Annotated in this window: 18 protein-coding genes and 1 tRNA gene; 18 read left to right on the top strand and 1 reads right to left on the bottom strand. The window is 45.5% G+C overall.

Features of this window, described 5'->3' with window-relative positions; all coding sequences use genetic code 11:
* Positions 1-52 precede the first annotated feature (52 nt).
* From relA to rpoS, 12 genes are all read left to right on the top strand, one after another.
* Positions 53-2275, top strand: a complete 2223-nt coding sequence (gene relA / locus ACED46_RS08005; protein ID WP_371721219.1) for a GTP diphosphokinase — start codon at positions 53-55, stop codon at positions 2273-2275.
* Positions 2276-2485: 210 nt separating this feature from the next.
* Positions 2486-3283, top strand: coding sequence for a nucleoside triphosphate pyrophosphohydrolase (gene mazG / locus ACED46_RS08000; RefSeq protein WP_371721218.1), 798 nt, complete (start codon positions 2486-2488; stop codon positions 3281-3283).
* Positions 3284-3433: 150 nt separating this feature from the next.
* Entirely contained in the window at positions 3434-5074 is a 1641-nt protein-coding gene (locus tag ACED46_RS07995; protein WP_017063214.1) for a CTP synthase, read from the top strand.
* Positions 5075-5155: 81 nt separating this feature from the next.
* Positions 5156-6454, top strand: a complete 1299-nt coding sequence (gene eno, locus ACED46_RS07990; RefSeq protein WP_017063215.1) for a phosphopyruvate hydratase — start codon at positions 5156-5158, stop codon at positions 6452-6454.
* Between the two features lie 401 nt (positions 6455-6855).
* Positions 6856-7137 carry a cell division protein FtsB gene (gene ftsB, locus ACED46_RS07985; RefSeq protein WP_010435786.1) on the top strand — a complete coding sequence of 94 codons (282 nt, stop codon included), beginning with the start codon at positions 6856-6858 and terminating at the stop codon, positions 7135-7137.
* Entirely contained in the window at positions 7137-7838 is a 702-nt protein-coding gene (ispD, locus tag ACED46_RS07980; protein ID WP_017067355.1) for a 2-C-methyl-D-erythritol 4-phosphate cytidylyltransferase, read from the top strand. Before ftsB ends, ispD begins: the two co-directional genes overlap by 1 nt.
* Positions 7839-7840: 2 nt before the next feature.
* Positions 7841-8320 carry a 2-C-methyl-D-erythritol 2,4-cyclodiphosphate synthase gene (ispF, locus tag ACED46_RS07975; RefSeq protein WP_004739053.1) on the top strand — a complete coding sequence of 160 codons (480 nt, stop codon included), beginning with the start codon at positions 7841-7843 and terminating at the stop codon, positions 8318-8320.
* Positions 8321-8342: 22 nt separating this feature from the next.
* Complete coding sequence (gene truD, locus ACED46_RS07970; RefSeq protein WP_371721217.1) at positions 8343-9389, top strand: tRNA pseudouridine(13) synthase TruD; 1047 nt, start codon at positions 8343-8345, stop codon at positions 9387-9389.
* 81 nt (positions 9390-9470) lie between these two features.
* Positions 9471-10214 (top strand): 5'/3'-nucleotidase SurE, encoded by a 744-nt coding sequence (surE, locus tag ACED46_RS07965; protein WP_017067358.1) that lies wholly within the window; start codon positions 9471-9473, stop codon positions 10212-10214.
* Positions 10215-10841 carry a protein-L-isoaspartate(D-aspartate) O-methyltransferase gene (locus tag ACED46_RS07960; protein WP_017059029.1) on the top strand — a complete coding sequence of 209 codons (627 nt, stop codon included), beginning with the start codon at positions 10215-10217 and terminating at the stop codon, positions 10839-10841.
* Positions 10842-10875: 34 nt separating this feature from the next.
* Complete coding sequence (gene nlpD / locus ACED46_RS07955) at positions 10876-11790, top strand: murein hydrolase activator NlpD (protein WP_371721216.1); 915 nt, start codon at positions 10876-10878, stop codon at positions 11788-11790.
* A 98-nt stretch (positions 11791-11888) separates the two neighbouring features.
* The gene (rpoS, locus tag ACED46_RS07950) at positions 11889-12869 is read left to right on the top strand and encodes an RNA polymerase sigma factor RpoS (protein ID WP_017059027.1); all 981 of its coding nucleotides are present in this window, start codon (positions 11889-11891) and stop codon (positions 12867-12869) included.
* 140 nt (positions 12870-13009) lie between these two features.
* Here rpoS and mutS read toward each other — a convergent pair whose 3' ends face one another.
* Entirely contained in the window at positions 13010-15571 is a 2562-nt protein-coding gene (gene mutS / locus ACED46_RS07945) for a DNA mismatch repair protein MutS (protein ID WP_048615637.1), read from the bottom strand.
* A gap of 124 nt (positions 15572-15695) precedes the next feature.
* Here mutS and pncC point away from each other — a divergent pair, with 124 nt between their 5' ends.
* From pncC to ACED46_RS07915, 6 genes are all read left to right on the top strand, one after another.
* Entirely contained in the window at positions 15696-16190 is a 495-nt protein-coding gene (pncC, locus tag ACED46_RS07940) for a nicotinamide-nucleotide amidase (protein ID WP_029235458.1), read from the top strand.
* 139 nt (positions 16191-16329) lie between these two features.
* Positions 16330-17370: a recombinase RecA gene (gene recA / locus ACED46_RS07935; protein ID WP_017056586.1), complete on the top strand. Its 1041-nt coding sequence runs from the start codon at positions 16330-16332 to the stop codon at positions 17368-17370.
* Between the two features lie 335 nt (positions 17371-17705).
* Positions 17706-20288, top strand: coding sequence for an alanine--tRNA ligase (gene alaS / locus ACED46_RS07930; RefSeq protein WP_371721215.1), 2583 nt, complete (start codon positions 17706-17708; stop codon positions 20286-20288).
* 220 nt (positions 20289-20508) lie between these two features.
* Complete coding sequence (locus ACED46_RS07925) at positions 20509-21690, top strand: aspartate kinase (RefSeq protein ID WP_017063224.1); 1182 nt, start codon at positions 20509-20511, stop codon at positions 21688-21690.
* A gap of 92 nt (positions 21691-21782) precedes the next feature.
* On the top strand, positions 21783-21980 hold the full coding sequence (gene csrA, locus ACED46_RS07920) for a carbon storage regulator CsrA (RefSeq protein ID WP_004415691.1): 198 nt from the start codon (positions 21783-21785) through the stop codon (positions 21978-21980).
* A gap of 473 nt (positions 21981-22453) precedes the next feature.
* Positions 22454-22546 (top strand) — tRNA-Ser (locus ACED46_RS07915).
* Positions 22547-22649 lie beyond the last annotated feature (103 nt).

The raw sequence follows: 22649 nt of genomic DNA, 5'->3' as shown, positions 1-22649 counted from the left end.
ACCAGTTAGTCATATTGAATTGGGTATAAAACAGAATAACTAGGAAGGCACGATGGTTGCGGTACGAAGCGCACATTTAAACCCAAGCGAACAGTTTGAGCTAGAAAGTTGGATTGCGTCATTAAAGCAAGACGCAAAAACCTCGAATAAACTGAACAAAGTTTATCGTCACTGTGAAGAGCTATTAAAAGATCACGAGCAAGCATCACTCTTGCTATGGCGTGGACGCGAGATGATTGAAATCTTGGTCACGCTGTCGATGGATCGTGCAACATTAGTCGCAGCACAACTCTTCCCAGTGGTATCAAGTGGCGTTTTTGAACGCGAAGCCTTCGAAGAAAGCTACGGCAAAGAAATCGTTAAGCTGATTGACGGCGTTGAAGAAATGGCGGCCTTGGGCCAGCTAAACGTGACCCTTGAAGGCAGTGCAGCCTCGGGTCAAGTCGATAACGTTCGTCGCATGCTACTGGCTATGGTTGATGACTTCCGTTGCGTAGTCATCAAGCTAGCGGAGCGAATCTGTAACCTTATTGAGGTGAAAAAGGCATCTGATGCTGTGCGTCGTGCGGCAGCAAAAGAATGTTCTAACATCTATGCACCACTGGCTAACCGTTTAGGTATCGGCCAACTTAAGTGGGAAATCGAAGATTACGCATTCCGCTACCAACAACCAGATACCTACAAGCAGATTGCGAAACAGCTGTCTGAACGTCGTATCGTACGTGAACAATACATTAAAGACTTCGTTGATGATTTAACCGCAGAAATGCAGCGTTCAAGCATCAATGCTGAAGTCAGCGGTCGACCAAAACACATCTACAGTATCTGGCGTAAGATGCAGAAGAAAGGTTTGGACTTCGATGAGCTTTTTGACGTACGTGCGGTACGTATCATCGCCGACCAGCTTCAAGACTGCTATGCCGGCTTAGGTGTGGTTCATACCAAATACAAACATCTACCAAGTGAATTCGATGACTATGTGGCGAACCCTAAGCCAAATGGTTACCAGTCGATTCATACCGTAGTACTTGGCCCTGAAGGCAAGACCATTGAGATTCAGATCCGTACTAAGCAAATGCACGAAGACTCTGAGCTTGGTGTGGCGGCGCACTGGAAGTACAAAGAAGGAGCTTCAAGCGGCCGTAGTGGCTACGATGAGAAAATCACTTGGTTGCGTAAACTTATCGACTGGCAAGAAGAGATGTCGGACTCTGGCGAGATGCTGGATGAGGTACGTAGCCAAGTCTTCGATGACCGTGTATACGCATTTACTCCACGTGGTGACGTGGTCGACTTACCAATGGGCGCAACCCCGTTGGATTTCGCCTACCACATCCACTCGATGGTCGGACACCGCTGTATCGGTGCCAAAGTAGCGGGGCGTATCGTACCGTTCACTCATAAACTATCGATGGGCGATCAAGTTGAGATCATCACGCAGAAAGAGCCGAACCCATCTCGTGACTGGTTAAATCCAACCACAGGTTTTGTTCATTCTGGTCGAGCTCGAGCGAAAATCAACGCTTGGTTCCGCGCACAAAGCCGTGAGAAAAACCTAGAAGCGGGTCGTGATATCCTGGAAGTTGAGCTAGCGAAAGTAGGCGCAACCCTAAAAGATGCTGATCAATACGCACTAAAACGCTTTAACGTGAATACGCCAGACGAACTCTATGCAGGTATTGGTAGTGGCGACTTGCGTATTAACCAAGTGGTTAATCACATCAATGCGCTAGTGAATAAGCCAACGGCGGAAGAAGAAGACAAGAAAGCGCTAGAGAAACTGCTTGAGTCGGAAAACAAGCCGGCACAACAGAGTCGTCCGAAGAAAGATGCGGTAGTGGTTGAGGGCGTTGATAACCTAATGACGCACCTAGCGCGTTGCTGTCAGCCAATCCCAGGTGATGTGATTAAAGGTTACATCACTCAAGGTCGTGGTATCTCAGTGCACCGCGCTGACTGTGAACAGCTAGGCGAGCTAAGCGTGCATGCGCCAGAACGTATCATTGATACCGTTTGGGGTAATGGCTTTGTCGGTTCATACATCCTAACGCTGCGTGTTGAAGCGCTAGAACGTAATGGCTTGTTGAAAGACATCACCTCACTGTTCTCGAATGAAAAGATCAGCGTGACCACAATGAAGAGCCGCATCGACTACAAGCGTCAGCTATCGGTAATGGATTTCGATTTGGAAGTGACCAATATTGAAATTCTGAGTCGCGTTACCAGCCGAGTAGAACAAATCAAAGATGTTATGTCAGTCAAAAGGTTGGGGTAGGCCAAAATACTATCCACGTCATTCCCTACAGTGAGGGACGAACGTGATAGGGAATCTCGTAAAGCGATTTGAGATCCCCAACTCGCTCATTCTTCGCTCTTGGGGATGACGGAAAGAATAGAAAGGTGAGCGGTTTTGGCTGCTCGCCTTTTTTAGTTTTAGAAGACGTTATAAATTTAAAAATCAAAGACAGTGAATAGGAAGAAAACGATGAATCACCCGATTGAACAACTTGAACAGATTATGACTAAGCTGCGCGATCCAGAAGGTGGCTGTCCTTGGGATTTGAAACAAAATTTTGAAACAATTGTGCCGCATACTATCGAAGAAACCTACGAGGTGGTGGACGCGATTCACAACAAAGATTGGCCGAACCTACAAGAAGAACTGGGTGATCTGCTATTTCAGGTGATTTTCTACAGCCAGCTCGCCAAAGAGCAAGGGCTGTTTGAGTTCTCTGATGTGGTCGATGGCATCAATGAGAAGCTAACGCGCCGCCATCCGCATGTGTTTTCTGATACCGAGTTTGCGAGCGATGAAGAAATTAATGCCAACTGGGAAGCTGAAAAAGCCAAAGAAAAAGCTCAGGCAGGCAAAACTCAAGAAAGTATTCTAGACTCAATACCAAACTCTCTACCTGCGCTTTCACGTGCTACAAAGATTCAAAAACAGGTAGCGAAATATGGCTTTGATTGGGACTCTATTGGCCCAGTGGCTAATAAGGTTTTAGAGGAAGTCGATGAGGTGCTGGAAGAGGCACTTCAAGTGACGCCAAATGAAGATTTGGTTGAAGAAGAGTTGGGAGACTTGCTGTTTGCGACGGTCAATTTGGTACGACATTTGGGTAAAAATCCAGAGTCGGCGCTCAATAAAGCCAATCTGAAGTTCTCACGTCGCTTTAAAGGGGTGGAACAAAAAGTTCGTCAGCAAGATAAAATTTTGACCGATTTTTCACTACAACAGCTTGATTCCATGTGGGATGAAGTCAAGGTGGCGGATAAAAGATAACCAAAGCTTTTATCATGAATTGATTTGAAGCAAAAAATAAAAAATAGCAGTGTGATAGATTTCACGTTGTGGCGATAAGGGGCTTCTGGTATATTTTCATCCCGTCCAGAAGTAGTCCATTTCCCTCATTCAACCAATTTCAGGTTAAACATGACGACAAATTACATTTTTGTTACTGGCGGGGTTGTATCCTCTCTAGGTAAAGGTATTGCTGCAGCATCTCTTGCGGCTATTTTAGAAGCTCGTGGTCTTAAAGTGACTATGATGAAGCTTGACCCTTACATCAACGTTGATCCAGGCACTATGAGCCCGACTCAGCACGGTGAAGTGTTCGTTACGGAAGATGGCGCTGAAACAGACCTTGACCTTGGTCACTATGAGCGATTCATTCGCACCAAGATGACTAAGCGTAACAACTTCACTGCAGGTCGTGTTTACTCAGACGTACTCGCTAAAGAGCGTCGCGGTGATTACCTAGGTGCAACTATTCAGGTTATCCCACACATCACTAACTCTATCAAAGAGCGTGTAATTTCTGGCGCAGCTGGCCACGATATTGCGATCGTTGAAGTTGGTGGTACGGTTGGTGATATCGAATCTCTACCATTCATGGAAGCGATTCGTCAGCTAGCAGTAGAACTAGGCCGTGAACGCGCAATGTTCATGCACCTTACTTTAGTGCCATACCTAGCAGCTGCGGGCGAAGTGAAAACTAAGCCAACGCAACACTCTGTAAAAGAGCTACTGTCTATTGGTATTCAGCCAGACATCCTAGTTTGTCGTTCAGACCGCAACATTCCTTCGAACGAGCGTAAGAAAATTGCTCTGTTCTGTAATGTGCAAGAAAATGCAGTTATTTCTATGCGCGATGTTGACTCTATCTACAAGATCCCTCAGCTTATTAAAGCTCAAGGTACTGATGAACTTGTATGTAAGCGTTTCGGCATCACAGCTCCAGAAGCAGACCTGTCTGAATGGGAACAAGTGATTTACGAAGAAGCTAACCCAACGGGTGAAGTGACGATTGGTATGGTTGGTAAGTACATTGAACTACCAGACGCATACAAATCAGTAAATGAAGCGCTAAAACACGCGGGCTTGAAAAATCGCCTAAGCGTTAATATTAAATACGTAGATTCACAAGACGTTGAGTCTCGTGGCGTAGAAGTTTTAGAAGGCCTAGATGCAATCCTAGTTCCTGGTGGCTTTGGTGACCGTGGTGTTGAAGGTAAGATTCTTGCTGCTCAATACGCTCGTGAAAACAAAGTACCGTACTTAGGTATCTGTCTAGGTATGCAAGTAGCACTTATCGAGTACGCTCGTAACGTTGCGAAAATGGAAGGGGCACACTCTTCTGAATTCTGTACTGAAACTAAGTACCCAGTTGTTGGTCTTATCACTGAGTGGACTGATGGCGAAGGTAAAGTTGAAGAGCGTACAGAAACATCTGACCTTGGCGGCACAATGCGTCTTGGTTCACAGCTTTGTCACCTAGCGAAAGGGACGAAAGCTTACGAATTATACGGTAGCGCGACGATCCATGAACGTCACCGTCACCGTTACGAAGTGAACAACAATCTTCGTCCACAAATCGAAAAAGCGGGCCTAAAAGTATCGGGTCTATCTGCGGACAAGAAACTGGTTGAAGTTATTGAGAACCCGAACCACCCATGGTTCGTTGCTGCTCAATTCCACCCAGAGTTCACTTCAACACCTCGCGATGGTCACCCATTGTTTGCAGGTTTCGTTAAAGCGGCTGGTGAGTTCCAGCGCGGCGAGTTAGAGAAGTAAAAAGGAATACAGGTAGCTGCGTAAGTTGTGCTGCTACCTTTAAATTTGACATTTATATATTCAACGAGAAGGAAACATTCAATGTCTAAGATCGTTAAAGTTCTAGGTCGTGAAATCATCGATTCACGTGGTAACCCAACTGTAGAAGCTGAAGTACACCTAGAAGGCGGTTTCGTAGGTATGGCTGCTGCTCCATCTGGCGCATCTACTGGTTCTCGCGAAGCTCTTGAGCTACGTGACGGCGACAAATCCCGTTTCCTAGGTAAAGGTGTTCTTAAAGCTATTGAAGCTGTAAACGGCCCAATCGCTGAAGCTCTAGTTGGTACTGACGCTAAAGCACAAGCTGACGTTGACCAAATCATGCTTGACCTAGACGGTACTGATAACAAGTCTAAGTTCGGCGCGAACGCTATCCTAGCTGTATCTCTAGCTAACGCAAAAGCTGCTGCTGCTGCGAAAGGCATGCCTCTATACGAGCACATCGCTGAGCTAAACGGTACTGCTGGTCAGTTCTCTATGCCTCTACCAATGATGAACATCATCAACGGTGGTGAGCACGCAGATAACAACGTTGACATCCAAGAGTTCATGATCCAACCAGTTGGCGCTAAAACTCTTAAAGAAGGTCTACGTATCGGCGCTGAAGTATTCCACAACCTAGCTAAAGTTCTTAAGTCTAAAGGCTACAGCACTGCAGTTGGTGATGAAGGTGGTTTCGCTCCTAACCTTAAGTCTAACGCTGAAGCTCTAGAAGTTATCGCAGAAGCTGTTGCAGCTGCTGGTTACGAACTAGGTAAAGACGTTACTCTTGCTATGGACTGTGCAGCATCTGAGTTCTTCGACAAAGAAGCTGGTATCTACAACATGAAGGGCGAAGGTAAAACTTTCACTTCTGAAGAGTTCAACCACTACCTAGCTGAGCTAGCGAACAACTTCCCAATCGTTTCTATTGAAGACGGTCTTGACGAGTCAGATTGGGATGGCTTCAAGCACCAAACTGAACTTCTAGGCAACAAACTTCAAATCGTTGGTGACGATCTGTTCGTTACAAACACTAAGATTCTTGCTGAAGGTATCGAGAAAGGCGTAGCTAACTCTATCCTTATCAAGTTCAACCAAATCGGTTCTCTAACAGAGACTCTAGCTGCTATCAAGATGGCTAAAGACGCTGGCTACACTGCAGTAATCTCTCACCGTTCTGGCGAAACTGAAGATGCAACTATCGCTGATCTAGCGGTAGGTACAGCTGCAGGTCAAATCAAAACTGGTTCTATGAGCCGTTCTGACCGTGTTGCTAAGTACAACCAACTTATCCGTATCGAAGAAGCTCTAGGTTCTAAAGCTCCTTACAACGGTCTTAAAGAAGTTAAAGGTCAATAATTCGTCCTATTTGGCACTGTAGCTGCGTTAACTGCAGAAGATTCACTAAGTCACATAGGAAACTATGCTCCATAGCTGAATCTTCTTTGTTGCCTTGCTACAGCACCAACTAGTTAGAATTATGCACTAATACTTTTGAATGCCTCGCTTATGCGGGGCATTTTTTTGTCTGTAGAAAACTGAATGAAAGAAGCTCTAGGCTCTAAAGCTCCTCCTTGTCACATATAAAGTTCGTCATTCCCTAGACTGACGAAGGAAGGAGTAGGGAATCTCATTGTTTTCCTGACAATGACTCCCCGACTTATTGATTCCCTGACACCACATATCTCGCACCAATAAGCTCATTATGGTATATATGTGCCTTATTCTAGTTCCTTCTTTTTCAACCGGCGAAAGGTGTTATGCGAATTTTTGCTTTAGTACTGCTCATAGTGTTTGGCTGGCTACAACACACACTGTGGCTCGGTAAAAATGGTATCTCTGATTACTACGGTGTGAACAACGAAATCCAAGTTCAACAGCAAGTAAATGAAAAGCTGCATATTCGAAATGCAGAAATGTTTGCTGAAATTGACGATCTACGCCAAGGCTTAGACGCGATAGAAGAACGCGCACGTCATGAACTTGGAATGGTCAAAGAAGGTGAAACGTTTTATCGCATCATTGGTGAGGAATCCCATTAATGTCGACTCAACTTCAAAGCGTGATTGCCGTTGTACCTGCGGCGGGCGTCGGTAGCCGAATGAAGGCAGACCGCCCTAAGCAATATCTCAAGATTCACGGCAAAACAATTTTAGAGCACACCATTGAGAAATTACTGTCTCACCCACAAGTCGCTCAAATTGTCGTTGCGATCAGCGATGATGACCCATACTACCCTGATCTAGCACTCAACCTGAACCCGCAAGTGATCAGAGTGTCAGGCGGAAGCGAGCGAGCGGACTCTGTACTCTCTGCGCTAAACTATATCGCTGAGCAGCAGCTTAGTGATTGGGTAATGGTTCACGATGCGGCAAGGCCGTGTGTTCAGCTAAGTGATATCGACAAGCTAATTTCCGGCGCGATGAGCCATGATGTGGGCGCTATTTTAGCGGCTCCAGTTCGTGACACGATGAAGCGCGGTGCCCAAGGGCAGATCGAGCATACCGTTGAGCGTGCCGATTTATGGCATGCACTTACGCCGCAAATGTTCAGAGCAAAGCCTCTGTGGAAGGCATTAAGTGAGGCGTTGCAACAAGGCGCTTCAATTACTGATGAAGCCTCAGCCTTTGAATGGAAAGGTTTATCGCCCGCTTTAGTGGCGGGGCGTTCAGATAATTTTAAGATTACTCAGCCTGAAGATTTAGCGCTTGCTGAGTTCTATTTAAGTCAGAATAAGGAATAATGATGATTCGTATTGGCCATGGCTTTGATGTACATAAGTTTGGTGGTGAAGGCCCGGTAATTATTGGTGGTGTAAGCATCCCTTACGAGCAAGGTCTTATTGCACACTCAGACGGTGATGTTGCCCTTCATGCGTTGTGTGACGCTCTATTGGGTGCGATTGCTGCGGGTGATATTGGTCGTCATTTCCCTGATACCGATGACGAATGGAAAGGTGCGGATAGCCGTGAGCTACTGAAAGATGTTTACCGTCGAGTAAAAGAACAAGGTTACGTGATTGGTAATGCCGATATTACTATCATGGCGCAAGCTCCAAAGATGGCGCCTCATATAGACTCTATGTGCCAAGCTATTGCTCAAGACCTAGAAACCAGCATTAGCAATGTGAATGTAAAAGCGACGACCACTGAGCGTTTAGGTTTTACAGGTCGCAAAGAGGGCATCGCATGTGAAGCGGTGGTCCTAATTACTAAAAGTGCGTAAGCACCAACACGAAAAGAACAGCATGTCAGATATTTTATCTTCATTGGCTTATCTAAACGGTAAACCAACTGCGAAAGCAAAACTAAAAGCAAAAGCCGAACACTTTGTCGTTAATGAAGACTTGGGTTTTGAGTTTGCTGGTGAAGGCGAGCACCTAATGGTTCGTATTCGTAAAACTGGTGAAAACACGAGCTTCGTAGCAAACGAGCTGGCTAAAGCTTGCGGTGTTAAGTCGAAAGACGTGAGCTGGGCGGGTTTGAAAGACCGCCACGCTGTGACAGAGCAGTGGTTGAGCGTTCACCTACCGAAAGGTGAGCCTGACTTTTCAGGGTTCTTAGCACAATACCCAAGCATTGAAATCTTAGCGACAGCGCGACACAACAAAAAGTTACGTCCAGGCGATTTAGTTGGCAACCAATTTGAGTTGACCTTGTCTGAAGTAACGGATTGCGATGATGTGGTCAAGCGTTTGGAAAAAGTCGCTCAAGTGGGCGTGCCAAACTACTTTGGTGCTCAGCGTTTTGGCAATGAAGGTAACAACCTATCTGAAGCTCGTCGTTGGGGCCGCGATAACGTTCGTACTCGTAACCAGAATAAGCGCAGCTTGTACCTTTCTGCAGCTCGTTCGTGGATTTACAACCTGATCCTTTCAGACCGTATTGAGCAAGATGCGTTTGCATCAGCATTGGTTGGCGATATCGTGGTGAAAGACGGTGCTCAACTGGCAGTAACAGCAGACAACATTGAAGCTGTAAACCAAGACATTGCGAACGGTTCTGCTTTGATAACTGTTGCTTTGGCTGGCGATAATGCCTTACCAACGATTGATGAGTCTCAAGCGTTAGAGCAAAAACATCTTGATTCTGAACCTGACCTAATGGCGCTGATTCGCGGTAACCGCATGCGCCATGACCGTCGTGAAGCATCGTTAAAACCAACCTATTTAACTTGGGAAGTGAACGAAGATAATGTCACTCTTAAGTTCTCTCTAGACGCAGGTTGTTTCGCAACCGCTATCGTTCGAGAGTTGGTTGAAGAAGTACACGTAGAGAGAGCCTACGAGCAATAACGATTCTGCTTGGAGCTGAGTCACTTGATATTGGAATTTAAGTGACTTGGCTTAGCATGGGAACAAAAGAAAGGATACAAGATGAAGATTTTACTCAGCAATGATGATGGTGTGCACGCTCAAGGTATTCATGAGCTAGCAAATGAATTACGTGATCTTGCTGAAGTTATCATTGTGGCACCTGACCGAAATCGCTCAGGTGCTTCAAATTCATTAACTTTAGAACAACCTTTGCGCGTTCAAGAAATTGCAGAAAATACCTACTCGGTACAAGGCACGCCGACCGACTGTGTGCATTTTGCGTTAAATGAACTGCTCAAGAACGATATGCCCGATCTGGTTTTAACGGGTATTAATCACGGTGCTAACCTTGGTGACGATGTGCTTTATTCAGGCACAGTCGCAGCCGCAATGGAAGGGCATTTCTTAGGCGTTCAATCGGTGGCATTTTCATTGGTGGGTAAAAAACATTTTAAGACAGCGGCAGCGATTGCTCGTCGTATCGTCGAACAACATTTAGTCAACCCAATCCCAACTAATCGCCTGTTAAACGTCAATGTGCCTGATTTGGCTTTAGAACAACTCTCTGGTACTCAAGTTACGCGCCTCGGTGCTCGTCACCATGCCGAAGATATGATTAAGCAAAAAGACCCTCGTGGTCATGATATCTATTGGCTTGGTCCTCCGGGTAAAGAGCAAGATGCCGGTGAAGGTACCGATTTTTACGCGATTGAGCATGGCTTTGTGTCGGTAACACCGTTGCAGGTTGATCTGACGGCGCATGAGTCGTTGGGTGCGATGGCAACATGGTTAGGGGAGAAGTAAGTGAGTAATCCGCAAGCTGAGCGTTTAATTACTTTCCTGATTGAAAATGGTATTCAGGATCAAAAGGTTCTTGATGCGATTTACCAACTGCCGAGAGAGAGCTTTTTATCACAGGCGATGTATCACCAAGCCTATGATAATAATGCGCTGCCTATCGGTCAGGGTCAGACAATCTCACAGCCATACATTGTTGCTAAAATGACAGAGCTACTTGAATTACAACAAGATAGCCGTGTCTTGGAGATCGGAACGGGTTCTGGTTACCAAACTGCGGTATTGGCTCAACTTGTTGATCATGTGTATTCGGTTGAAAGAATAAAGTCGCTACAATGGGATGCCAAGCGTAGGTTGAAGCAACTCGATTTCTACAATATCTCAACTAAGCACGGTGATGGTTGGCAAGGTTGGTCTTCAAAAGCCCCTTTTGATGCGATTATTGTCACCGCCGCTGCAGAGTCGATTCCTCAAGCGCTTCTGCAACAGCTGAAAGATGGCGGTCGTTTACTGATTCCAGTCGGTGATGACGAACAGCAACTATTGAAGATCGTTCGACACGGCGATGAGTTTTTATCGAGTGTTATCGAGATGGTGAGATTTGTACCTCTTGTTCCTGGTGAGCTAGCTTAATAAAAGACTAATGGTGTAGGTGGATAGAGAGTCGATGCGTTCGAAGTTGTTAAAAGGAAGTACTTTACTGCTTAGCTGTGCCCTTGTTGGGTGTGCAGCGAATTCGCCTGCGCCCGTTTCAAACCTAAACAAGAATTACTCATCGATTGATCGTGGTAGTTATCGTGGCAGTTACTATGAAGTTAAAAAAGGCGACACCCTTTACTTCATTGCTTATGTCACCAATAAAGACGTTAAAGACCTCATCGGTTATAACAAGTTGTCTGCTCCTTACACTATCCACCCAGGGCAGAAGCTTAAGTTATGGCGTCCTAGCTACAACGCGCCAGCGTATGGTAAGTCAACGGTAGCGGCAGCAGCAGTTGCTGCGCCTGTCGCCGCATCCACAACGTCATCTGCGGCAAGTAAACCGAAAACCACACCACAAAAGAGCAAAAACTCTAAACCGGCTCCAGCTCAAACTACCACCAAAGTGGTGAAAAAAGATCCACCAAAGAAGGTTGAACAATCCAAATCAAAGGAGTATGTTGGTTCTAAAGGTAAACAGAATGTTACACCGCCCACCAAACTAACAAGTGATAAAGTATCCAAATGGTTATGGCCAACTAAAGGGAGAGTAATCAAGAGTTTCTCTGTAGGCGAACAAGGAAATAAAGGCATAGACATAGCAGGACAGCGAGGTCAGCCAATAGTATCTACTGCAGGGGGAACGGTTGTTTATTCGGGTAATGCACTACGAGGCTACGGCAATCTAGTGATTGTGAAGCACAATGATAATTACTTAAGTGCATACGCGCACAACGACCGACTATTAGTATCTGAAGGGCAAAGTGTGAAACCAGGGCAGAAGATTGCAACAATGGGAAGCTCTGGAGCCAGCAGTGTTAGGCTGCACTTTGAGATTCGTTACCAAGGTAAGTCCGTTAATCCAAAACGATATTTACCTTAAATACAATATGCAAAAATTACGTATTGTATGGAGTGACATAGTCATTTAGCGACATATGAAGTTGTAATGTCATGCTAATTTCGCCAGGGGGAGGCGTTATGAGTATAAGCAATGCAGTAACCAAAGAAGAGTTCGATCTTGACCAAGCAACCACGGAACCGGAAGCTCTTGGAAAAGCAAAACGAACAGTCACTAAGAAAACCGAAGCGAAAGAAGAAGTTGAAGTTACGTCTAAAAGTTTAGATGCCACTCAACTCTACTTAGGCGAAATTGGTTTCTCACCACTACTAACCGCTGAAGAAGAAGTGCTATATGCACGTCGAGCTCTACGCGGTGATGAAGCAGCACGTAAACGCATGATCGAAAGTAACCTGCGTTTAGTGGTAAAAATTTCACGTCGTTATAGCAACCGCGGCCTTGCACTTCTCGATCTAATCGAAGAAGGCAACCTAGGTTTGATTCGCGCTGTAGAGAAGTTTGATCCAGAGCGTGGCTTCCGCTTCTCAACTTACGCGACATGGTGGATTCGTCAAACCATTGAACGTGCGTTAATGAATCAGACTCGCACTATCCGTTTGCCAATCCATGTTGTGAAAGAGCTGAACATCTACCTACGTACTGCAAGAGAGCTATCACAAAAGCTTGACCATGAACCAACGGCAGAAGAAATTGCTTCTAAGTTAGATAAGCCGGTTGGTGATGTGAGCAAGATGCTTCGTCTAAACGAAAGAGTGAGCTCTGTTGATACGCCAATTGGTGGTGACGGTGAGAAAGCGCTGTTGGATATTATTCCAGACATCAATAATTCAGATCCTGAGGTTTCAACTCAAGATAGCGATATCAAGAACTCGTTGATTTTCTGGCTTGATGAGCTGAATCCTAAGCAGAAAGAGGTGCTTGCGCGTCGCTTTGGACTACTGGGTTATGAACCGTCAACATTAGAAGAAGTGGGCCGCGAAATCAGCCTGACTCGTGAACGTGTTCGTCAAATCCAAGTTGAAGGTCTTCGCCGTCTACGTGAGATTCTTATCAAGCAAGGTCTGAATATGGAAAACCTGTTCAACGTAGAAAACGACTAATTGAACGGATGATGCTTCTCTAAATAGAAGACAAATAAAAACGCTGACTTTAAGTCAGCGTTTTTTTGTTTGTGGCTTTGGTATTTCATGCCGTCTAATCAAAATAGCAGTACGGCCATAACAAGCTACTTGGTAAGAAACTAAAGCAGCTTCTTCAAGCGGTAAAGTTCTTCTAATGCTTGGCGAGGAGTTAGATCATCAGGATCAACATTCGCTAGCGCTTGCTCTACTTCACTCGGTTCTGGGATCAGGCTCAGTTGGTTTGCGATATCGACACCGCTTGGCTTCGATGTTGGCGACTCCATACTTAACGCTTCTAACTGAGTCAGCTTCGCACGAGCATTCTTGATCACTGCTTTCGGTACGCCAGCTAAACCTGCAACCGCTAGACCATAAGATTTACTTGCAGCACCTTCTTGAACTGCGTGCATAAAGGCAATGCTATCACCATGTTCAACCGCATCTAAGTGTACGTTTGCTAAAGTTGGAAGTTGGTTAGGTAGTTCAGTTAGCTCAAAGTAGTGCGTTGCAAACAGTGTCATCGCATTGATTTGATTGGCTAGCCACTCTGCACTTGCCCAAGCCAGAGACAGGCCATCGTAAGTACTGGTACCACGACCGATTTCATCCATTAGCACAAGGCTGTTTGGTGTTGCATTGTGCAGGATATTTGCGGTTTCTGTCATCTCAACCATGAAGGTTGAACGGCCAGAAGCCAAATCATCGGATGCGCCAATACGCGTAAAGATACGGTCGATAGAGCCGATGGTTGCGCTTTCTGCAGGAACATAACAACCGATATGAGCCATCAATGCGATGAGTGCCGTTTGGCGCATGTAGGTCGATTTACCACCCATGTTGGGACCCGTGATGATCAGCATCTTACGTTGATCATTCAGGTCGATAGGGTTAGCAATGAAAGGTTCGTCCATCACTTGTTCAACAACAGGGTGACGACCGGCCTGAATTTGTACGCCAGCAGACTCTGTCATGGTTGGACGACAGTAATCAAGGGTATCTGCACGCTCAGCCAAGTTCTGTAGAACATCAAGCTGAGATACTGAAGAGGCGATATTTTGTAGGCGCTCTAGATACGGCAGTAGTAAGTCAAACAACTCTTCCCACAGCTGTTTCTCGATAGCGAGTGCTTTCGACTTAGAGTTAAGTACTTTGTCTTCGTGCTCTTTTAGCTCAGGAATGATGTAACGCTCAGCATTTTTCAGCGTTTGACGACGAACATAGTGTGGCGGCACAAGATGGCTTTGCCCACGGCTTACTTGAATGAAGAAACCATGTACGTTGTTGTAGCCAACTTTTAGCGTGTCGATGCCATGACGTTCACGCTCTTCTTGCTCAAGCTTATCAAGAAATTCAGTTGCGCCTGCTGCAAGGTCGCGCCATTCGTCTAACTCGGCATTGTAGCCTTCTGCAATCACACCACCGTCACGGATAACCACCGGTGGGTTCTCTTTGATTGCACGTTCAAGCAGCTCAGAAACCTCATCCACAGGAGAAGCATATTGAGCAAGTTGAGTTAGGTATGGGTGTTTAAGCTGAGTCAGTGTTTCAGCAAGCTCTGGTAAGTATTCCATTGCTTGACGAAGGCGTGCCATATCACGTGGGCGAGCAGAACGAAGTGCAAGACGAGCCAGAATACGCTCGATATCACCAATCTGTTTTAAGGTCGGTTGTAGCTCTGTGAATAGAGCTAAATCTTTCATTTCACCAATCGCATCTAGGCGTTGATCAAGTGCAGAGATATTGCGCATTGGTTGATGTAACCAACGTTTAAGCATACGACTGCCCATTGCCGTAGCGGTGTGATCAAGCACTTCAGCAAGGGTGTTATCTGTGCCACCCCCAAGATTTTGCGTGATCTCCAAATTACGACGAGTTGCAGCATCAAGGATCACCGAGTGATCTTGTTTATCCATCGTGAGTGAACGGATATGAGGGAGGGCAGTACGTTGGGTATCTTTCACGTATTGGATCAAACAACCAGCCGCACATAGACCCAGTTTCGCGCTTTCTACGCCAAAGCCAACCAGATCGCGAGTACCAAACTGCTTATTCAATTGCTGCTTAGCGGTGTCTAATTCAAATTCCCATACAGGGCGGCGGCGGTTGCCATTACGGCTTGCCATTAGATTGACTGGCTCGAAATCTTCAGGGAACAGTAGCTCACGTGGTGAGGTTCTCTGCAGTTCTGCGGCCATTGCTTCTTCGGTTTCTGGCTCACAAAGTTGGAATCGACCGGAGGTGATATCCAGTGTCGCGTAACCAAACTTACCGTTGTGATGGTAAATCGCTGCAATTAGGTTATCAACGCGCTCAGAAAGCAATGCTTCATCGGTCACGGTGCCGGGTGTGACGATACGTACAACAGCACGCTCAACAGGGCCTTTTGAAGTTGCTGGATTACCAATCTGTTCACAAATTGCTACGGATTCACCAAGTTGCACTAACTTTGCAAGATACCCTTCAACCGCATGGTATGGAACACCTGCCATCGGAATCGGTTCACCATTTGATGAGCCACGCTTAGTCAGTGAAATATCGAGGAGTTGAGAGGCTTTTTTAGCGTCATCGTAGAAAAGCTCGTAGAAATCGCCCATGCGGTAGAACAGCAGAATTTCTGGGTTTTCTGCTTTCAGTTTTAGATACTGCTGCATCATGGGAGTATGTTTTTGATCGGCTTTCACAGTTAACTTCTTTCGTTTATTTCTATTGCGGCTTAGGATACGTGAAAGCGTTTCGTGCGAAAAGCGGCTGATGCGAAAAGATGCGAATCCAAATGATATGACAGTAAATAAAGGGAAGCAGATGATGCAGATGACTCAAGACCTTAGTGAGCAGCTTGGACATTTACTCGCTAAACACAAACACGTGTTAGTGACGGCTGAATCTTGCACTGGCGGAGGTGTCGCGAGTGCAGTCACCGATATTGCGGGCAGCTCTGGATGGTTTGATCGCGCTTTTGTTACGTACAGCAATGAAGCCAAACAAGAGATGATCGGTGTACAGCTTAAAACCTTAATGGAGTTCGGCGCCGTGAGTGAGCCTGTCGTAATAGAAATGGCGAGCGGGGCATTGCAACATTCAAACGGGACGATCTCTGTATCAATCAGTGGCATCGCTGGCCCAGGTGGCGCGACCGAAGATAAGCCTGTTGGTACAGTATGCTTCGCGTGGAAAGCGCTAAATGGCTGGGATAAAGTAGAAACGCATGTATTTACAGGCGACAGATCACAAGTACGCCAACAAGCCACGCACCATGCCCTGCAAGTTATTTATGATTACCTATCAATGGAAGGTAAGTAACATTTGTACAAATTATTTTCATACAGGTATAGACACTGTATGAATCAACAGTATAATGAAAGCCAATTAGTCACCCCTATGTGGGTTAGAAATAGATTCTAGATCGCTTGTTGAGACAACCGATTATGTGGAGATAGAAATGGACGAGAATAAACAAAAAGCGTTAGCCGCAGCCCTTGGTCAGATTGAAAAGCAATTTGGTAAAGGTTCTATCATGCGTCTTGGTGATAACCGCACAATGGACGTAGAAACTATTTCTACAGGTTCTCTATCTCTAGATATCGCACTAGGTGCTGGTGGCCTACCGATGGGACGTATCGTAGAAGTTTACGGTCCAGAATCATCAGGTAAAACAACGCTAACGCTTGAGCTTATTGCTGCAGCACAGAAAGTGGGAAAGACGTGTGCATTCGTTGATGCGGAGCACGCACTAGACCCTATCTACGCTCAAAAGCTTGGTGTTGATATCGATGCACTTCTTGTTTCTCAACCAGATACTGGTGAGCAAGCGCTGGAAATCTGTGATGCACTGGCTCGTTCAGGTGCAATCGACGTTCTTGTTATTGACTCAGTAGCAGCCCTAACACCAAAAGCAGAAATCGAAGGCGAAATGGGCGACAGCCACATGGGTCTTCAGGCTCGTATGCTTTCTCAAGCAATGCGTAAGCTGACGGGTAACCTTAAGCAGTCTAACTGTATGGCTATCTTCATTAACCAAATTCGTATGAAAATTGGTGTGATGTTCGGTAACCCAGAAACAACAACAGGTGGTAACGCACTTAAGTTCTACGCATCTGTTCGTCTTGATATTCGCCGTACTGGTGCGATTAAAGATGGTGATGAAGTTGTTGGTAACGAAACTCGTATCAAGGTCGTTAAGAACAAGATTGCTGCACCATTCAAACAAGCTGAGACTCAAATCCTTTACGGTAAAGGCTTCAACCGCGAAGGTGAGCTTATCGACTTAGGTGTTAAGAATAAGCTAGTAGAAAAAGCAGGCGCTTGGTACAGCTACAAAGGCGATAAGATCGGCCAAGGTAAAGCTAACGCTGGTAAATACCTACGTGAAAACCCAGAAGTTGCTCTAGAGATCGATACTAAACTTCGTGAGTTACTACTGACTCCTGCGGTTCTTGAAGAGAAAGACGTAGAGAAAGAAGAAGAAAACGAAGAGCTATAAGCTCACGTTTTATAGAGTGGATGTTTGAAAGAAGCATCCGCTTTGAAAGAATTTAAAGCCTCGCATATTTTATGCGGGGCTTTTTTTTTATTGGATCTGCTCCGTCGAGCATGTCTTTGGTCAAATCTCTCTCGTTGACTGAGTTTCTTCGGTACTAGGTCGTCAATTTAGTTCTGCTTTTCCACGGCAAGATATAGTGGAATATTCTTCATTTTATCGAATTCCCACTAAAATCCTGCCCAAGGGTGTCTTTTCTACAAGAAAACTAGTCGAAGCCTTAACCATGATCTACAATACGGCAAAATTCTAACTCGACTATTTTCAGGAAGAGCTGCATGTACATGAGCACTGATGAGGTTCGCAACGCGTTCCTTAAGTTCTTTGAGAGCAAAGAACACCAAATCGTAGACAGTTCATCGTTAGTTCCACATAACGATCCAACCCTGCTATTCACTAACGCAGGTATGAACCAATTCAAAGATTGCTTCTTAGGCGCCGAAAAGCGTGCCTACACTCGAGCAACTACGGCTCAGCGTTGTGTACGTGCGGGTGGTAAACACAATGACCTTGAAAACGTAGGTTTCACGGCTCGTCACCACACGTTCTTCGAAATGCTAGGCAACTTCAGCTTTGGCGACTACTTCAAAGAAGAAGCGATTGGATTTGCTTGGGAATTCCTGACTGAAACTCTTCAACTGCCAAAAGATCGTCTACTGGTAACGGTATACGAGACAGATGATGAAGCATTCGATATCTGGAACAAGAAAGTAGGTGTTCCTGCTGACCGTATCGTTCGCATTGGCGACAAAGAAGGCGGTAAACAGTTCGAGTCTGATAACTTCTGGACGATGGGTGACACAGGTCCTTGTGGTCCATGTACTGAAATCTTCTACGATCACGGTGAGCACATCTGGGGCGGCCGTCCTGGTACACCTGAAGAAGATGGTGACCGTTTCATCGAGATCTGGAACAACGTATTCATGCAGTTCAACCGTCACGCTGACGGCACAATGGAACCGCTACCTAAGCCTGCTGTAGATACAGGTATGGGTATTGAGCGTATTTCTGCAATCATGCAGGGCGTTCACTCTAACTACGAAATTGATGTATTCCAAAAGCTAATCAAAGCGACTGCGGAAGTTGTTGGTCATGACGATCTATCTAACCAATCGCTACGCGTTATTGCTGACCACATCCGTTCTTGTTCATTCCTAATTGCTGACGGTGTTATGCCTTCAAACGAAGGTCGTGGCTACGTTCTACGTCGTATCATCCGTCGTGCAGTTCGTCACGGTAACAAGCTTGGCGCACAAGGCGTGTTCTTCCACAAACTTGTGGGCGTACTGGCTGAAGTGATGGGCTCTGCGGCAGATGAACTTAAGAAACAGCAAGAGCTGGTTGAAAAAGTACTTCGCATTGAGGAAGAGAACTTTGGTCGTACGCTAGAGCGCGGCATGGTTATTCTTAATGACGCACTAGATGCACTTGAAGGCAAAGAGCTTGACGGCGAAACAGTTTTCAAACTTTACGATACATACGGCTTCCCAGCTGACCTTACTAACGATGTAGCTCGCGAACGCGATTTTACTATCGATGAAGAAGGCTTTGAGAAGGCGATGGAAGCACAGCGTAAGCGTGCACGTGAAGCAGGCCAATTCGGCACGGATTACAACGCGACAATCAAAGTAGACACCAACACTGAGTTCTGTGGTTACACAGCAACTGAAGGTGCTGGTGAAATCTCTGCGCTATTCGTTGACGGCGAAGAGGTTGCTTCACTATCGGCTGGCGACAAAGCAATCATCATCCTTGAAGAGACACCATTCTACGCTGAGTCAGGCGGTCAATGTGGTGATGCTGGTACACTAAAAACAGCGTCGGGTCTTTTCAAAGTACAAGACACTCAGAAGCTAGGTAACGCATTTGCGCACCACGGTGAGCTAGTTGAAGGTGTATTTGCTAAGGGCGATAAAGTAGAAGCAACGGTTGACGCTGAGCGTCGAGCTGCTATCTCACTAAACCACTCTGCCACTCACTTACTTCACTCTGCATTGCGCGAAGTGCTAGGTGAGCACGTTGCTCAGAAAGGTTCTTTAGTTAAGCCAGATAACCTACGTTTTGACTTCTCTAACCTTGAAGCGGTAACACCAGCACAGATTAAAGAAGTAGAGCGTCTAGTTAACGCACAAGTTCGTAAGAACCATGTGATTGAAACGAACATCATGGACATCGAGTCAGCGAAAGAAAAAGGTGCAATGGCACTGTTTGGCGAGAAGTACGATGATGAAGTTCGCGTTCTATCTATGGGCGATTTCTCTACTGAACTTTGTGGTGGTATCCACGCAAGCAACACGGGTGATATCGGTCTATTCAAGATCACTTCTGAAGGTGGTATTGCTGCGGGTATTCGTCGTATTGAAGCGGTAACAGGTGAAGCTGCACTAGATGCAGTAGAAGCTCAAGCTAGCGCTTACGAAGAGAAACTGGCTGAGTCAGCTAAGAAAGCGAAATCGCTAGAGAAAGAAATCCAACTGCTTAAAGAAAAGATGGCTGCTGCAGAAAGCGCAAACATCATGGGCAAAGTAGAAGACATCTCTGGTACTAAAGTTTTGGTTGCTGCAATTGAAGGCGCAGACAACAAGAACCTACGTACTATGGTTGATAACGCTAAAAACCAAGTAGGTAGCGGCATCATCCTGATCGCGAACGTAGCAGACGGTAAAGTTGGCTTGATTGCTGGTGTAACCAAAGACCTAATCGGCAAAGTAAAAGCGGGTGATCTCGTCAAGATGGTTGCTGAGCAAGTTGGCGGTAAAGGCGGCGGTCGTCCAGATATGGCTCAAGCGGGCGGTACAGACGTTGCAGCACTGCCAGAAGCGCTTAAATCTGTGCGTACTTGGCTAGAAGAGCGTCTTTAAGCTTAAGTAATTGATACAAAGATGCCCAATCAGTTGATTGGGCATCTTTTATTTTGCCTATTGGAAGTATGTTTAAACAAGGTTTGATTGAGATTAACCAAGAAGTCTAATGGTGGCGTTAGACTCCTTGGTTAATTTTTTATTGCTTCGCCCTGACGCGGAGTATGTGTTTTTTTGTCATATATAGACATTGGTCTTGGGAAGGTGAGGACGGGTGAAAATGCCTCTTATCGTGCAGAAATTTGGTGGAACGTCGGTGGGTTCAATTGAACGAATCCATCATGTAGCAGAAAAAATCATTGAAGCGAAAAATGAAGGGAACCAGATCGTGGTTGTCGTTTCTGCTATGTCTGGTGAAACAAATCGGTTAGTTAATTTAGCCACGCAAGTTGATAGCGTACCAAACGCTAGAGAACTGGATGTGTTGTTAACGGCTGGCGAGCAAGTTTCCATGGCCTTGTTAGCAATGACGTTACACAAGTTAGGTTATGAAGCGACATCGATGACTGGCTATCAAGCCAAGATACACACGGATTCTAATCATAATAATGCAGCGATTGAGCGTATTGATACTGCTCCGATTCAAGCTCTGCTAGATGACAACCAGATTGTTATTGTTGCAGGCTTTCAAGGATTCAATGCGAAAGGTGATATCACGACATTAGGCCGCGGTGGTTCAGATACTACAGCGGTCGCGCTTGCAGGTGCCTTGCAGGCGAAAGAATGCCAGATCTATACTGATGTAGATGGTGTTTACTCTTGTGACCCTAGAGTCGTAAAACAATCTCAGAAATTAGATACTTTAGACTTTCCTTCTATGGAAGAGATGGCTCGCCGAGGCGCTAAGGTATTGCACCTTCCTTGTGTTCAGTATGCATGGCAGCACAACGTGTCATTGCGAGTGCTTTCAAGCTTTGAACAAGGCGAGGGCACATTGATCGCGGGTAATCAGTGTTTGAATGATATTGCTGGCATCGCCATCCAAAGAGATATGGTGCGTATCGAGTGTTTGAATGAAGATTTACCGTCTTTCATTTCACATTGCCAACTGTTGGGGATCGAAGTCTGTAGTGTGATCGAGGAAACAGAACGGGCAGCACTCATTATTAAACAAGACATAAGTGCCAAATTAAAACTAGTTTTTGCTGAGAAAATCCGTAATAGTGAACAGGTTAGTTTGTTAACTGTGGTAGGAAGCCGAACACAAGAAATTGTGGTCAGTTCACATGGATTGTTGTCTGAAGGCGAAATTGATGTACAGCATCACTTATTGCAGCAGCAGTCTTTAACTTTGGTGATATCACCAACGCAAGTCGATATGGCTGCTAACATATTACACAATGCATACATCGTAGCGCGTGAAACACAGGGTTATCCTAAAAAAGAAGTGCATTTTGGTTAAATAAACTCAATCGATAGTTTACGAAAATATAACTTTTGTTGGATAATGCTCTCGTAGCTAGATAAATTTAGAGATTACTCAAGGAGCAAAGAATGCTAATTTTGACTCGCCGCGTTGGCGAAACACTGATGATTGGTGATGAAGTAACAGTTACTGTACTAGGCGTTAAAGGTAACCAAGTACGTATCGGTGTTAACGCACCTAAAGAAGTATCTGTTCACCGTGAAGAGATCTACATGCGCATTCAAGCTGAAAAAGGTAATGGTAACGTTGCATCTGGCAACTACTAATACTTTTGCGTAGAGAAGAGGCTAGCATTGTTGCTAGCCTTTTTTGATCTTGGGGAACCGAAACACTGATTGGGACATAGATGGGTTGGATAACGGATCGGTCTCAAAGTGGTGAAGTGAATGCTTTGTGATGCTGCGAGATACAGACAAGGTTGAACAGAACTGTTGCTCTGTATTTTGTTTGGCAAAACTCAAGATTTATTCGCTTCCCCTATGGCGAAAATACGCATCCCGTAGTATTGTGCCATCAGCGGTAGCACTTGCTGCTGGAGAAATTAGATAATTGTTTTCGGCTGTTTATTATTGCCAATCTTTCACCTTAATTTTTAAGGGAAAAAGCGCGATTTGAATCTTACAAGTTCAATTTGCAAGCGCTTTGATTAAATAGCAAACGGTTGAGTGTTTTTGTCCAATTTTTTCAATAAAGTGTTTGACATATTTTCGGTAAAACGTAATATGTGCCTCCGCAAGACGGTGAGGTGGCCGAGAGGCCGAAGGCGCTCCCCTGCTAAGGGAGTATGTGGTTTGTAGCTGCATCGAGGGTTCGAATCCCTCCCTCACCGCCATTTCTTGCGAGTCTAAAATTAGCAATTTAGACAATGTAAATGTGCGTCCTTAGCTCAGCTGGATAGAGTACCTGGCTACGAACCAGGCGGTCGGAGGTTCGAA

The sequence above is a fragment of the Vibrio sp. 1S139 genome (assembly GCF_041439475.1).
GTDB lineage: Bacteria > Pseudomonadota > Gammaproteobacteria > Enterobacterales > Vibrionaceae > Vibrio > Vibrio crassostreae_C.
Note: the sequence above shows the minus strand (reverse complement) of the source record. Positions and strands in the feature narration are given on the sequence as shown.

Excerpts from the sequence above, each read along its gene's own strand:
- relA (WP_371721219.1), top strand. The coding sequence starts at position 53 with ATGGTTGCGGTACGAAGCGCACATTTAAACCCAAGCGAACAGTTTGAG.
- mazG (WP_371721218.1), top strand. The coding sequence starts at position 2,486 with ATGAATCACCCGATTGAACAACTTGAACAGATTATGACTAAGCTGCGC.
- ACED46_RS07995 (WP_017063214.1), top strand. The coding sequence starts at position 3,434 with ATGACGACAAATTACATTTTTGTTACTGGCGGGGTTGTATCCTCTCTA.
- eno (WP_017063215.1), top strand. The coding sequence starts at position 5,156 with ATGTCTAAGATCGTTAAAGTTCTAGGTCGTGAAATCATCGATTCACGT.
- ftsB (WP_010435786.1), top strand. The coding sequence starts at position 6,856 with ATGCGAATTTTTGCTTTAGTACTGCTCATAGTGTTTGGCTGGCTACAA.
- ispD (WP_017067355.1), top strand. The coding sequence starts at position 7,137 with ATGTCGACTCAACTTCAAAGCGTGATTGCCGTTGTACCTGCGGCGGGC.
- ispF (WP_004739053.1), top strand. The coding sequence starts at position 7,841 with ATGATTCGTATTGGCCATGGCTTTGATGTACATAAGTTTGGTGGTGAA.
- truD (WP_371721217.1), top strand. The coding sequence starts at position 8,343 with ATGTCAGATATTTTATCTTCATTGGCTTATCTAAACGGTAAACCAACT.
- surE (WP_017067358.1), top strand. The coding sequence starts at position 9,471 with ATGAAGATTTTACTCAGCAATGATGATGGTGTGCACGCTCAAGGTATT.
- nlpD (WP_371721216.1), top strand. The coding sequence starts at position 10,876 with ATGCGTTCGAAGTTGTTAAAAGGAAGTACTTTACTGCTTAGCTGTGCC.
- rpoS (WP_017059027.1), top strand. The coding sequence starts at position 11,889 with ATGAGTATAAGCAATGCAGTAACCAAAGAAGAGTTCGATCTTGACCAA.
- pncC (WP_029235458.1), top strand. The coding sequence starts at position 15,696 with ATGCAGATGACTCAAGACCTTAGTGAGCAGCTTGGACATTTACTCGCT.
- recA (WP_017056586.1), top strand. The coding sequence starts at position 16,330 with ATGGACGAGAATAAACAAAAAGCGTTAGCCGCAGCCCTTGGTCAGATT.
- alaS (WP_371721215.1), top strand. The coding sequence starts at position 17,706 with ATGTACATGAGCACTGATGAGGTTCGCAACGCGTTCCTTAAGTTCTTT.
- ACED46_RS07925 (WP_017063224.1), top strand. The coding sequence starts at position 20,509 with ATGCCTCTTATCGTGCAGAAATTTGGTGGAACGTCGGTGGGTTCAATT.
- csrA (WP_004415691.1), top strand. The coding sequence starts at position 21,783 with ATGCTAATTTTGACTCGCCGCGTTGGCGAAACACTGATGATTGGTGAT.